The following is a 13,278-nucleotide window of genomic DNA, read 5'->3' on the forward strand; positions in this document are numbered from 1 at the left end:
AACGAGAGTGTCGTATCATATCAGCCTTTTCCGGGGAGAGGTACCGAAGCGGTCATAACGGCGCCGACTCGAAATCGGATGGGGGCAGAAATGTCCCACGAGGGTTCGAATCCCTCCCTCTCCGCCAAATCAAAGATTTACAATTCTATCGCCAGGCCAGTCAACCTCCTTCCTTTGCCGTAGTATAAGACTTCAATCACCGTGCGGCGCTTTTGAAACAATCGGGACAACCACTTCCGCCCGGTTCAGGCGCACGCAACGAGGCCCCAAGCGGATCATTCTGGGGAATCGACACCTTAAATAGCCTTAATCGCTTGCGAAACCTCTTTCCCGGACTTTTCGGGACAACCCGTACGGCGTAACGCCCATCGGGCATTGCCGGAGCCATTCGGATGCCATGCCTTCATGTATCGGACAGCCAACGGCTGGAATTCATGCCCCCATGGAAGGTGTCCGAAACACGCGTTACGCTGTAATCCATTGCTGACACCAAAATAAGCCTCTGCTTACAGGCGGCTAACCTGCGCTTCATAGACAATATGTCGCCCAGGGGTAACGGATTCGTTCTCTCCGATTATCTGATCGGTTCGGAATGGCCCTGCTATCGAACATTCTTCTTAATCCCTCGGGAGAGACATTCAAAAATGAGCGTTGATGGCATTGAAGCCCCAATACTTGGTCCATTAAGTGATGGGAATTTCAGCGCCTAGGCTTTAGCGTTCAGATCCTACCCGCGATGGACGACCACTACCGGCGCCCTACGGCCACAAGCTACGAAGGAGCACTGCTTGCTCATATCGGTCTGCGTATTAGCCAGGAGGTTCGATGACTAACGAACAGTTCGAAGCTCTGGTCGGCAGACTCGAGCATCAAGCGCAGAGCAAGCCGGGTCGTTATCGCCTCAAAGTGTTCCTGCTGGCGATGCTTGGCAACGCCTATGTCGGTGCGATGCTGTTGTTGATGATTGCGCTGATGGCGGTGCTGATTGCATCGATCATGGTGCTCAAGGCTCTTGCCGTAAAGCTGATCATCCTCGTCGGACTCTTCCTCTGGATGATCGTCAAGGCGCTATGGGTGAAGATGGACCCACCGGAAGGCGCCGAAATCAAACCTCGGGAGGCGCCTGAGCTGTTCGCCATGATCGAAGGGTTGCGCCGCCAGTTGAGCGCGCCACGCTTTCACCATGTTCTGATCACCGACGATTTCAACGCCGGCGTGGTGCAATCGCCGCGCCTCGGCATCTTTGGCTGGCCTCGAAACTACCTGCTCATCGGCTTGCCCCTCATAAAAACCTTGAACAAGGAGCAGTTCAAGGCCGTGCTCGCGCATGAATTCGGTCATCTCGCCAAGGGGCACGGGCGCATGTCGAATTGGATCTACCGTCAGCGCGCGCGTTGGGAGAGCCTTCTGGCCGTTCTGGACGCTACCCAGAGCAAGGGCAGTTTTCTCTTCAAGCCCTTTCTGGCCTGGTTCGCGCCCTACTTTAATGCCTATTCTTTCCCTATGGCCCGGGCAAACGAATACGAGGCCGATGCCACGTCCGCCCGGCTGACTTCGCCGCAGGCAGTGGCCGAGGCCCTCACCAGCGTCAACGTCGTCGGCAGCTATTTGGCCGAGCGATACTGGCCACAGATCTATAAACAAGCCGACGAACAGCCGCAACCCGGCTTTGCGCCCTATTTCGGCCTAGGCCAGCGGGTTGCTACGGAACTGGACGCGGTATCGGTCCAAGCGTGGCTGGATCGGGCGATGGCCCGACCAACGGACTTGGCGGATACCCACCCCGCACTGAGTGATCGTCTCAAGGCGATCGGCGTGCCCCCGCGCCTGGTCCTTCCGGCCATGGGCCAGGCGGCCGACCGACTCCTCGGTGACGCGCTGCAAGCGATTACCGAGAGCTTCGACCGACGTTGGACGAGCGACATCTTGCCTTCCTGGGAGGAGCGCTACCGGAAGGTTCAGGACGACCGCCGACAACTGGCCGAATTAAACGCGCGAGTCGAGGCAGGGTCCGAACTGACCGTGCAGGAGGCATACGATCGCGCAAGACTGACCGAAACCATCGGCAATGATGTCGATGCTGCCTTGGCCCAGTTCCGAGCTCTGTATGAACGCGCCCCTGACCATGCACTGGCCTGCTTTGGGTTAGGCGTTTGCTTGCTGAGTCGTGATGATGCCAGTGGCTGTGCGTTGATCGAACACGCCATGGGTCTCGATGAGAACTTGATCGTGAACGGCTGCGAGCAGCTGCGTGACTACTACTGGCGTAACGGTAGCAAGGAAGAGGCTCATGCCTGGCTCCAGCGTATGGTCGAACGTTCGCAGTTACTGGAGGCCGCCATTGAGGAGCGAAACAAACTATGGTTGGGCGATCGATTCGAGCATCATGGGCTTTCAGAGGACGTCGTTAATGAACTGCGCGCTGCCTTAATGGCTATACCGGGCTTGCGCAAGGCTTACCTAGTAAGAAAGCGCGTCAAACATCTCGCACATCTGCCTTGCTATGTGTTGGGTTATCGCGTCACCGGTTTTTTTCAGCTGCACAGCAAGCGGCGTGCGATGGAAGTCTTGCGCCAGATTCAGGAATCAGTGCCTTTCCCGGGCGAGACGTTGATCATGAATGTGGAAGGTGCGAATTGTCGGTTTGGCAGGAAGTTTCGGCGGATACGTGGAGCAAGGATTCTGTGATTCCATTCCCGCACAAGCGCTCAGGCCAGCGGTTATTCCATTTTTCAATCCATGGTGCATTAACAATCCAAGATAAGGCGGTGATGGAGTGCCCGCGAGAGGGAGTTGATGAAATATCCGGGCTAGGGCATCCATGCTATCGAAGACCAGGAAGTAAAACGCCTTCTCGCGAAGTTCATCCCATAGGTGCTCAACCGGGTCGAGTTCAGGCGCATAGGGCGGCAGCGACAACAGGCGCAGATTGTTTTGCAATCTGAGCGATTCGCTGTGATGCTAACCGGCATCGTCGATCAACATGACGATGCGATCGTGGGAATGGCGGGCAGGCATCTCATCCAAGAACAACGGCATGCACGCCCTGTTGACACGCGGCAAGATCAACGTGTCCAGGACACCGTCCAGCACCGACACGGCGCCATAGGCATAAGTGTCTTCTTGTGTCATGATCGCCTGGCAAACCGGCCGGAGGGGCTTGGAACACCAGCAGCGGAGGACATCGGCGATCCGGCTAAGCCGCGCCTCGTTCTGGAACATTAGCCGAATCGGACCTTCCCCCTGCCACTGCCGGTCGAATTCGGCGGGAACTTCGGGGAATTTTTTTCCAGCCCTTCTGCGTATTCGGATCGCTTTTCGGGGGCCGCTGATCCGGCGCCAGTTTGCGCCAACCATGACAACGGTGCGAGGAACGCGGCTTGCTCCTCACGCGAGAGGTTCGCGCGCCGTCGTCCGCCGTGCCCAGGTCCGTCTTCGTCCAACCGGCCACATTACGGATAAAGCGGGTCCGCAACTGGCAAGCCCTGCCTTCTGAAACGCCCAACAGCTGCGCCGTCTGCTCCATGGCGATATCCAACTCCAAAGGCAGTCACCCGCCTGCGCTTGCCACAACTGATTAACCATCTTCACCTTCGCCAAGCAGGCTAGCTACCCGTGGGCACACTCAATCTTCCAGTGACAGTGAAATAGTACCTTGCGGGAGCGCCAAAAGTGTGACATGAAGAGCCGGGCACGGCGGGTTCGCGAAATGATAATGGAACAAATGATCGCGAAGGCGCTTCAAGCCGAACGCCCTATTCGGTGAATGGATTGTACAAATGCGCTAAAGCAAGCTGATTCGGCCCAGAACAACAACAGGACTCATGCCTCTTGCTCCTTTTTCCCAAGGATGAAAGAGCTCAGAACTTTTTTCGCAAATCCCGAATTTCAAAACTGGAGGGGGTGCCATCATGCTCAAATCGGTCGATATTCTGATCGGGCTTTCCGTCGTCATGCTGATTGTCAGCATGGCAGTGACTTTGCTGACCCAGGCCATGCTGGCTTTACGCCAAAGCCGCGGAAAGCACTTACTGGCCGGCCTTGTGGACTTGCTCGAGCAACTCGACCCCGGCATGAAGCGGCGCTACGCGGAGGAAATCGCGAAGATGATTCTCCGCAATCCAATTCTCAACGGCGGTAAGATCTTCGGTTCGATCCGCTTAGGCGAGGTCATCCACCGCGAGGAGCTCACCAAGATGTTGCTGGATCTCGCCGGGCGCGATCCAAAGGACGAGACGTTGACGGAGCTCCAACAGATGGCGATCAAGACGTTAAAGGACGTGATGGCGAATAACGGTATTACGAATCCGGACGAAACGCTTAAAAAAGTCCATATGGCTGCGCTGACTCTGGAAAAATCAAATCCCGAACTCGCCCATGACGTTCGCCAGAATATCGCCCTGTTACAAGAAGCCGCCAGTCAATTTTTGGCGAAAATCAACTTGCAGTTTGATTCGGTCATCGATCGGGTCAGAGAACGTTTCACCTTCAGCGCCCGTGGTTGGACTTTCATCAGTGCGACCATCGTAGCGGTCGTGTTGCAGCTGGATACCGTGACGCTGATTAACCGGTTCGCCATGGACGACGCCATGAGAGCTGCATTTGTTGAGGAGGCGATGAAGGTTCATCAGGTGCAGGCCGTCGTAGCCAGCGTGGGGGACCACACCGCTGCGCTCACACCTACAGCAGTCGAAACCCAAAGGCATTATTTGACCTTTCTGGCCAAACAGGGCGTGATACTGCCTCCTGCGTCCATCAAACTCTGGTATGACAACTGGCAAAATGTGAACCCCCCGGGTCTGATCGTCTCCATTCTGCTGCTAAGCCTCGGCGCGCCCTTCTGGTACAGCGTGCTCAATAGACTGTTGCATCTGAGATCGGTCCTCGCCCAAAAGGACGACGTACAGCGCGTCACTCGAAATACCACGCAGCCGTCTGGAGACATCTCTGATCGCGGAACCGGCACAGCCGGTAACAACAGCCACTCCAATGTCCCGTAAGGCGGGGATCTATTGACCCGGCCGAAAAATATAGGCCGGGTTAATCCAGAGCAGGAAAGCCCCGGCCCGGCGACAAGCCGCGTGAGCTCAGGCCGGCCGGGAGCGTAACCGGCTGGGTGGCGGCCCGAAGCACCGGGAGGGTTCTGGCCTGATTAATAAGGAACATCCGTCGAAGTAACGTCGCCGGTGCAAAGTTTCAATCTTTTTTGTGGGGATACCATGATGACCGGTTTTGGAATCGGCTGCTAAGAGGGATCGAGGATGGGCAAGTCGTCCCGGTTGTTGGCCCGCAACTGTTGACTTAAGGTGAACCCGAATCGCCCGCAATCCTGCAGCGCGGGAGATTTCTCGTTCATGCCTTTGGACGACTCGCCGCTGCCATGCACTTGCCGGAAGGCTCACTGCAAAGCCTTTGACTGGCACTCCGGTGTAAGTGCCGTGTCATCGGCGACGTCGCAGCCGTGGCTTTTTCATACGCCTCAGCTCGGCGGGCGAGGTCCTGCCTTTTGACGATACCTTGTCGTAAACCTCGTCGAAGGCCAGCTTGCAATAAGGCAGCTGCTCCCGAAGCCTGTCGTAATCTTTGTGATCGAACATGGCTCTAAAGCTCTCCCGGCTCAGAGTCGTTTTGGCATACAGCGCCTGGTAACCCTTATGATCCAAGACGAACTTTTCGAGCGAGGGCAAGGCGGAGGCGTAGTCGAAATTTTCTTTTTTCGGCGTGCCGTACACGCCGACGTCGACGTAAAGCTCGTCCGTGGAACCGTGCTCGCCTCGGAAGGGATGTATGAATCCAAGCCCACGCTCGTTCTCGTGGACCGCCATGGGACAAAGCCATAAAGGGTAAAGCTCGAAATGTTCGTCGAGGTAGCGTATGGATTTCGCCAAATATCGCATCGGCATGAGGATATCCTGCACGACGTGATGCCTTTCCCTAAGCCTTCGGGTGGTCTCCGTTTCCGTGTATTTCAAGAGCTCGATGCGCGGTGGCAGCGCCCATCCCAGAAGCCATCTGAACAACGGATGATTGCCGAAAGGGATGATGTCCTCCATCGTCCAGAAGTAGCTTCGCGTATGGCGGTGGAAATAATCCCTGAGCGGTACGTATTCGTACCCTTCCTTCCTTTCTGCGAGGTAGGTTCGAGCGTGCTGGTAGAACCAGGGTTTATACCATCGTCCAATAGGATTCAGCGGCCCGTCGGCTTCCACCGCGTCGGTCATGGTGCCGCATAGGACCACCGCCGTATCGCTGCTGTAGACCAAGCCTTCGACGAAGTCGTTCTTGCCCGTATCTCGGCTTTCGGCTTCAAAAACATCGACCATCTCGTCGAGTGAGTAGACCGGACGATAGTGAAGTCGGACATATTTTCTGGCGGGGATGATTCTCAGCTGGGCGGCGACCAGAAAGCCCAATGTGCCGTGACTCCAGGGAATCAGGTAATAAAGGTCCGGGTTCTCCGACGCACTGCACCGAAGCAGCTTGCCTTCGGCCGTCACGATGTCGAAGGATTCGCAGATGTGCTGGATCAATCCATATTTGTGGCTGCTGGTTTCCACGCCGAAACCCATGATCAATCCGCCCACTGTCAAGTCGTCCAATTCGGGGACGACGGGTATGGTCCATCCGCGAGGTACCAGGTGTCGCGAAATCCGACCCATCGTCGCCAGAGGCTCCACCTTGAGTAAGCGCCGTTCTTCGTCGATCTCGAGGATGTCGTAAAGACCGATATCGATCTTCCGATGGGAAAGTTTGTACGTAGGCACCAGCTCGCTCATCGATTTCCAGCCGGAACGCGCCGTGCACAATTTTTCCCGGCAACTGTTCCGCTTCCATGCTTCGATTTGCTCGATCACCCGCTGTACTTTTTGATCGTATTTCAAGGGTGCGATCTTCAGGCTGAAGACGATTCGGTCGCGCAGCGAAACGTAAATCTTGTACAAAACCGAAACGGGCAAGAGCACGAGTGTCGCGAACAGTCCCCGGTAGCGGGTGAGTACCTGTTCGGTAACACTGGGCATACGGCGGCCTGACGTTTTCACGGGATCCCTTCTGGTCGCGTCCTTGCTCATGGCTCGCCGCGAATCAGGGTTTCGACTCGTTCACGATGCTTATCGCCCGATTGGGGCAATACTTTTCCGCCGCTCTCGCTTTCTCGATCAGCGTTGCCGCGGGTCGCTCGTCGAGCACCTCGAGACGGCCTTTTTCGTCGACCCGAAAAAGTTCCGGAGCTTCGCCCATACAATGGGCATGTCCCTTACACAATTCCCGGTCGACAATGATTCGAAACCGCTCGGCAAACGAGTCTTTCCGTATACTCGCAGACCTTTTCCCGGCCTTTTTTAGGCGTGAATCCTGCCGCCTCCGATAACGGACAAGACAAGGCGAAGCGGGCTCGACCACCATTTTCCGGTAATCGTCCCGGTAGCTGCCCGGGGCGCCCACCAGTTCGAACTCGTAACGCCTCAGCAGTACGCAGAAGATGGCCTTGATCTGAAACAGGGCGAAGGCGTTGCCCGAACATTTGTGGCGTCCGCCCCCGAACGCCTGCCAGCCGAAAAGATCCCTATCTTCGGCGCGTCCTGGGGAATAGCGGTCCGGATCAAACCGGTCCGGCTCAGGGAACAGCTCAGGGATTCTATGGGTTACGGACGGCGAGGCGCATACGAACTTGCCTGCTCTGATGACAAAGTCCTTGACGCGAAAATCTCGCATCGCCTTGCGCATCAGAATGATTAACGGCGGATGCAGGCGCAGGACTTCTTTGATGACGTTCTCCAGCCTGGGAAGCTGCCTCAAAGATTCGAAATCGACCGCACCGTCCGAACCGAACCGTTCTTCGATTTCGGAGACGACAGCCCGCATGTGTTCGGGATGACGCAGCAATTCGATCAACACCCAGGCCGTCGTACCGGAACTGGTGTGATGGCCCGCGAAAACGGCGGCGATCAGCATGCCGGTGATCTCGTGGACACTTAGCTTGCTCCCATCCTCGTAGCGCGCGTCGATCAGCATCTGGAAGACATTGGTCCGGTTCGCCGACTGCTGCGCGCGCTTTTCCATGATTCGAGACACCAATGCTTGGAGTCTCCCCCGCGCTTTGTCGCGGCGCCGGAACACCGGCAGCGGAAGATCGGGAAATACGTAGGCGATGGGCTGAATGGCCTGTTCCAGATCGTGATAGATTTCGACAAATTCGCGGTTGAGTTCGTACCTGAATTCGGCGCCGAGGAGACAATGGCTCGACGTGTAGATCGTCAGTTCTTTGGTGAAATCGAGCAGGTCGATTTCGCCGGAATCGCCCCAACGATCGAGCATGGCTTCGACCTCATCGACGATGATGTCGGAATAGGTTCGCATGGGCTTGCCCCTAAGCGCCGGCATCAGCATCGACAGCTGCTCGTTTTTTCGCACAATGGGAGCGTCGAAGACTACCCCCTTGCCGAAAATCGGCGTCATGATCTTGTAGGCGGGGCCCTGATCGAGCACCTCGTCGGGTGCACGGTAGAACGCCTCGCTGGCTTCCGTACCGGTGAGCAGCACCATGCTTTGGTGGAACAGCTTGAACTCGGCCACGTTCCCCAATTGCTCGCGAAGCCGCATCATGAACGCATGCGGATTCTTACGGAACTCGAAAAGATGTCCGACGAGTGGGAGCGCCCCGGAGAGGCTCGGAGGTTCCTTGAGTAATCGTTCGCCCATTGCCGACTCCTGGTCCTTGGCGTTATCGTCCGCTGACTGAAAAGCATTATTATGATGCTCATGAAACCATTTTTTTCGTGAGCCTCAAACCGTCTTCTTTCAAGGATTGACTCAAAAGGAATTGGAATGCCTGCTTATCCGCGTGAAGAACTGGAAGAAATGGTCGAACGCTGGCTTGCCGCCAATCGTCGGGCCGAGCGTGACGGCAATTGGACCGAGCATCTCGGACGGATGTATACCGAGGATGCGGAATACGGCTGGAATATGGGACCTAACCACGAGTTTCTCGCCAAAGGCCGAAAACAGATCGAGGACTGGGCGCTTGGTGCGCACATGGAGGGATTCGAGAAATGGCGTTACCCTTACGACAAGATCCTGATCGACGAAAAACAGGGCGAAGTCATCGGCTTCTGGCGGCAGATCGCGCCGGTGAAACGGAACGACGGCAGCGACTACCAAGTCGCCGGCATCGGCGGTTCCTGGTTCCGTTACGGCGGAGACTATAAATGGTGCTGGCAGCGCGATTTCTTCGACCTCGGCAACGTCAAGGCAATGTTCATGGAACTGGCGGCCGACGGCAAACTGGCCCCTTCGGTAAAACAGAGGCTGCGCAAATTAGCGAGAGGCGAACCGCTCCCTGGCGTTGTTCCGATTCGTCCGGATCTAAACGTCGGCAAACGACTGAAAGGCATCATGGCTATGGCTCGCACAGTACTGCTTGGAATTTAGCAGCCTTCTCGTTAGAGGCCGCTGGACGCGAGAACGATCATCCCGCACAATCAATGCGTTGTAGGGTTTTTTCCATGTGCTGTCGATAAGCGCCCGAAGGATACAAGGTGGTCTTCGTGCTTTGCCAGTCAGCAATTTACCTTGGGCAATGTTCGTGAAACGTCAATGGAATGAAGCTATCGACGGACAAGCCGGAACCGAGACGCCGGCTCTGTCTCATGGCGCCGTTTTCGAAGCCAATCGCCGCGCACTGCGGCACTTGCTCGATCTACAGGGACCCAACGGCGACTGGGAAGGGGAAATGGTCTGGTGCACCATGATTCTCGCCCAAGCCGTTATCGTGCGTACCATCGTAGGCCGTCCGTATGGCGATGCGGAAAAGGCGCGCATTATCCTTTATTTCGAAAAAAGCCAGCGGGACGACGGTTCTTGGGGTATGCACCCGGAATCACAGGGCTACGTCTTTTTCACCACGCTTGGTTATGTCGCCCTGAGGCTTATCGGCGTTCCCGCCACATCACCTATGCTCGTGATGGCGCGCCGGTGGCTGCATTCGCAACCCTATGGCGTCAAAGGCATCCCGACTTGGGGCAAGTTTTGGCTGGCCATGCTGGACCTCTACGCCTACGAAGGGCTCAACGGCATTCCACCGGAACTTTTCCTGCTGCCGGAATGGGTGCCGATACACCCGCGGCGTTACTACTGCCATACCCGTCAAATTTATTTGGGATTGGCCTTTCTTTACGGCATGCGCTTTCGGGCAAGCCTTCCGGATAAGCTCCGAGATCAATTGCGCCAAGAACTTTATCGGGAACCCTACGAAACCATCGATTTTCCCGCCCTGCGCAACACCCTGGCAGCGACCGACGTGTATGTTCCCATAAGCCCAGTATTGCGCAAGATTTACAGACTCTTGGCCGCTTACGAGCGCCGCCACAGCGCAACGCTGCGGCAAAAAGCGATCGACCTGTGCTTCGAGCGGATACTTTACGAGCAGCGGGTAACCCGCTATCAGGGAATTTCCCCGGTCAGCGGACTCCTGAATTGTCTCGCCATTTTCGCCCGCGATCCGACCCACCCCGACCTTGGCCCCAGTATCGAAGGTGTCGAGGCGTGGCGTTGGGAGGACGAGGAAAACGGCATCCGCTATGCGGGAGCGCGCTCCAACACTTGGGACACGGCTTTCGCGATTCAGGCCCTGGTCGACGCGCCGGCGAATGTCGAAGGAACGGCGGAAGCACTCGAGCGAGCGCATGAATTCCTCAAGAATGCTCAGACGACTGAAGAGCTTCCGGATTACGAAGCGGCCTGGAGGGACCCGGCGCTCGGCGGCTGGTGCTTTTCCGACGGCCTACATCGTTGGCCGGTGAGCGACTGTACCGCCGAAGCCTTGATCGCCCTGCTAGCGCTTTACGAACATCCCCTGTACACGGTAGCGTCGCCGATCGAGCCGGAACGCCTGCGCCAAGCCGTGACTTTTATACTGTCGCGACAGAATGCGGACGGCGGGTTCGGCACCTACGAACGCCGCCGCGGCGGCAAACTGCTCGAAACGATCAATCCGTCCGAAATGTTCGGCCAGTGCATGACCGAACTCTCTTACATCGAGTGTACTGGTTCGGCGCTGGCCGCTCTCGGACATTACCGGAAGCATTATCCCGACTTTTCGGGCGGAGCGATCGAACGGGCGATACGCAACGCCGTCGCCTTCCTCCGCCGACGCCAGCTCGCCGATGGATCCTATCCGGGATTTTGGGGAATCAATTACACCTATGCCATCTATATGGCAAGCAAGGGACTGCGGGCGGCCGGGATGCCTGCCTCTGACCCGACGCTCCAGGCGGCGGCCCGCTGGCTGGTTCGAAAACAGCGACCCGACGGGGGCTGGGGCGAGCATTATTCCGGCTGTCTCAAGGGCCGCTACGTCGCTCACGTGCGAAGCCAAGTCGTCATGACCAGTTGGGCTTTGCTCGCGCTGCTCGAAATCCTTCCGCCCGACCACGAGTCGGTCAGACGCGGATTCGAATGGCTGATCCGCCAGCAACGGCATGACGGCGGTTGGCCCAGACAAGCGGTCAATGGTGTCTTCTTCGGCTCGGCGATGTTGGATTATCGCCTTTATCACGTCTGTTTCCCGACCCGAGCGTTATCCCGTTATGCACGGTTGCTGGCTCTCCACGGCCCAACCTAGGTCAAGATGGGTGTTTTGGGCTCGGCGCCGATTTTTCGGCAAAGCGCCCGGGTGCGGATTGGAAGTCCGCTGAAAATCGCTTTGCCGCGATGACCGGCACGGCTCTGACATTGCGCCGCCGACGGCCATCGATCGGTTCTGCGACGTTCAATCGCCGAGGTGCAGTCCGCTTTGGCTGCTCTCGCCCACTATCGAGATGGAACTATGCAAGGAAGCTCTATTCATCAGGAAGATGTCGACGTTCTCATCGCCGGCGGCGGAGTCGCCGGTACAGCCGCGGCCGCGGCACTCTCGCAGCTCGGGCTGCGCATCTTGATTATTGAACCCGATCCGGCCCAGGGTAGACGCCTCGCCGGGGAGCTCATCCATCCGCCCGGCATCGAAGATCTATGTCGGCTCGGATTGCTGGACGACCGAGCCATGCCTGGTTCGCCGGTAAAAGGTTTTGCGATCTTCCCCGCCGATAGAAGTTCGGTGATCCTATGCTACGGAGAAAGGCCGGGAATTCGCAGTTTAGGTCGGGCGATCGAGCACCGAATCCTAAAACATCATCTGCTCGAAACGGTGCAGCGGTTTCCCGGCGTGACCGCCCATATCGGCGCGAGGATCGCGCGAATCGAAGGGAATCGCGAAGGGCCCTTCACGGCCGTTGTGCACTGTAACGGCGCCGAAATTCGAATTCGCCCGGGGCTCATGCTAGGCGCCGATGGACCGATGTCGCGGGTGCGCAAGATGATCGGGATTTCCCACGAGACTCGACGTTATTCCGGAATGGTGGGCGTCGAAGTGGAAGACACCCATCTGCCCAATAACGGCTATGGCCATATTTTCTTGACTTCGGCCGGTGTCGCCTACGCCTACGCCATCGGGAACGGCCGGGCGAGGATCATGTTCGAGGTGCTGAAGGGCGCTGACTCGAAGGAATCGATCAAGACTCATCTCGAACTCTTCCCGACCGCCTTAAGACACGATATCGAACGCGTCCTGGCTAAGAGCAAACCTTTGGCGGCAGCGAATTTCTGCATTGTCCCGAACACCAGCATACAAGGCAACGCGGCGTTGGTCGGGGATGCGAGAGGCTGCTGTCATCCGTTAACCGCGTCCGGAATAACCGCCGCGGTCAAGGATGCGCTGATCTTGCGCGACGCGCTCGCCGAAACCGACTTCAACATAGCCGCCGCCCTTCGCCGCTATGCTCGCCGCTGCGGGCGTCTCGAGCTGACCCGCCGCACCCTAGCGGAAGAACTGCGCGAGGCATTTCTAGCCCAGACGCCGGAGGCATTACTACTCCGAGAATGCATCTTCTCCTACTGGCGCACCAGCGCCAAGGCACGCGTGCGCTCCATGGCCCTGCTTTCCACGGTGGATACCAGCATCTTCTCTCTGGCCACCCAGTACGGCACGGTCGCATTGCAAGCTTTCAGCCTTTTGCCGCTTTGGTTTTTGGAAAGATCCGTCGCCGATTGGCACCGGGGGGTGATCAAGCTGATCCACAAGAGCCTTGCCTTTCAATATGCCGCAATCCGCCAGTGGCTGCACTGATCCAGCGATCAGAACCGTTTGAACGAACCGCTGAGTCACCTTCCGGCAAAGCCTAGCCAGTCCGTGCCCCGGGGGAACGACTTTTCCGCCCGGATCGTTGTCGAAGTGTGGAGAAG

General features: G+C 57.3%; 9 protein-coding genes and 1 tRNA gene. 6 read left to right on the plus strand and 4 right to left on the minus strand.

Annotated elements, in window-relative coordinates:
- Positions 1 to 34: 34 nt before the first annotated feature.
- Together QEN43_RS10980 and QEN43_RS10985 are read left to right on the plus strand one after the other, a co-directional pair.
- A tRNA-Ser gene (locus QEN43_RS10980) sits at positions 35 to 127 on the plus strand.
- Positions 128 to 825: 698 nt separating this feature from the next.
- Positions 826 to 2,688, plus strand: a complete 1,863-nt coding sequence (locus tag QEN43_RS10985; RefSeq protein WP_026611436.1) for a M48 family metalloprotease — start codon at positions 826 to 828, stop codon at positions 2,686 to 2,688.
- Here QEN43_RS10985 and QEN43_RS21785 read toward each other — a convergent pair.
- On the minus strand, positions 2,587 to 2,940 hold the full coding sequence (locus QEN43_RS21785; protein ID WP_156912861.1) for a transposase: 354 nt from the start codon (positions 2,938 to 2,940) through the stop codon (positions 2,587 to 2,589). The two genes, QEN43_RS10985 and QEN43_RS21785, sit on opposite strands and share 102 nt — an antisense overlap.
- A gap of 21 nt (positions 2,941 to 2,961) precedes the next feature.
- Positions 2,962 to 3,132, minus strand: a complete 171-nt coding sequence (locus QEN43_RS10990) for a hypothetical protein (protein WP_202901172.1) — start codon at positions 3,130 to 3,132, stop codon at positions 2,962 to 2,964.
- Between the two features lie 779 nt (positions 3,133 to 3,911).
- On the opposite strand from QEN43_RS10990, the gene QEN43_RS10995 reads away from it, so the two are divergent.
- The gene (locus QEN43_RS10995) at positions 3,912 to 5,000 is read left to right on the plus strand and encodes a kinetochore Spc7 family protein (RefSeq protein WP_051331931.1); all 1,089 of its coding nucleotides are present in this window, start codon (positions 3,912 to 3,914) and stop codon (positions 4,998 to 5,000) included.
- Between the two features lie 441 nt (positions 5,001 to 5,441).
- Here the strand turns inward: QEN43_RS10995 and QEN43_RS11000 are convergent, their stop codons facing one another.
- A complete protein-coding gene (locus tag QEN43_RS11000) occupies positions 5,442 to 7,040 on the minus strand; it encodes an FAD-binding oxidoreductase (protein ID WP_235726672.1) in 1,599 nt (532 codons plus the stop codon).
- Between the two features lie 43 nt (positions 7,041 to 7,083).
- A complete protein-coding gene (locus tag QEN43_RS11005; protein WP_317963247.1) occupies positions 7,084 to 8,700 on the minus strand; it encodes a cytochrome P450 in 1,617 nt (538 codons plus the stop codon).
- Positions 8,701 to 8,826: 126 nt separating this feature from the next.
- Between QEN43_RS11005 and QEN43_RS11010 the strand changes: the two genes are divergently transcribed.
- From QEN43_RS11010 to QEN43_RS11020, 3 genes are all read left to right on the plus strand, one after another.
- Complete coding sequence (locus QEN43_RS11010; protein ID WP_026611434.1) at positions 8,827 to 9,429, plus strand: hypothetical protein; 603 nt, start codon at positions 8,827 to 8,829, stop codon at positions 9,427 to 9,429.
- A gap of 154 nt (positions 9,430 to 9,583) precedes the next feature.
- Positions 9,584 to 11,620 carry a 2,3-oxidosqualene cyclase gene (locus QEN43_RS11015; RefSeq protein ID WP_235726671.1) on the plus strand — a complete coding sequence of 679 codons (2,037 nt, stop codon included), beginning with the start codon at positions 9,584 to 9,586 and terminating at the stop codon, positions 11,618 to 11,620.
- A gap of 204 nt (positions 11,621 to 11,824) precedes the next feature.
- Positions 11,825 to 13,162, plus strand: a complete 1,338-nt coding sequence (locus QEN43_RS11020) for an FAD-dependent oxidoreductase (protein ID WP_026611433.1) — start codon at positions 11,825 to 11,827, stop codon at positions 13,160 to 13,162.
- Positions 13,163 to 13,278 lie beyond the last annotated feature (116 nt).

The organism is Methylocaldum szegediense (genome assembly GCF_949769195.1).
In the GTDB taxonomy this organism is placed as follows: domain Bacteria; phylum Pseudomonadota; class Gammaproteobacteria; order Methylococcales; family Methylococcaceae; genus Methylocaldum; species Methylocaldum szegediense.

Coding starts and splice junctions, on each gene's coding strand:
- QEN43_RS10985 (WP_026611436.1), top strand. CDS start 826: ATGACTAACGAACAGTTCGAAGCTCTGGTCGGCAGACTCGAGCATCAA.
- QEN43_RS10990 (WP_202901172.1), bottom strand. CDS start 3,132: ATGACACAAGAAGACACTTATGCCTATGGCGCCGTGTCGGTGCTGGAC.
- QEN43_RS10995 (WP_051331931.1), top strand. CDS start 3,912: ATGCTCAAATCGGTCGATATTCTGATCGGGCTTTCCGTCGTCATGCTG.
- QEN43_RS11005 (WP_317963247.1), bottom strand. CDS start 8,700: ATGGGCGAACGATTACTCAAGGAACCTCCGAGCCTCTCCGGGGCGCTC.
- QEN43_RS11010 (WP_026611434.1), top strand. CDS start 8,827: ATGCCTGCTTATCCGCGTGAAGAACTGGAAGAAATGGTCGAACGCTGG.
- QEN43_RS11020 (WP_026611433.1), top strand. CDS start 11,825: ATGCAAGGAAGCTCTATTCATCAGGAAGATGTCGACGTTCTCATCGCC.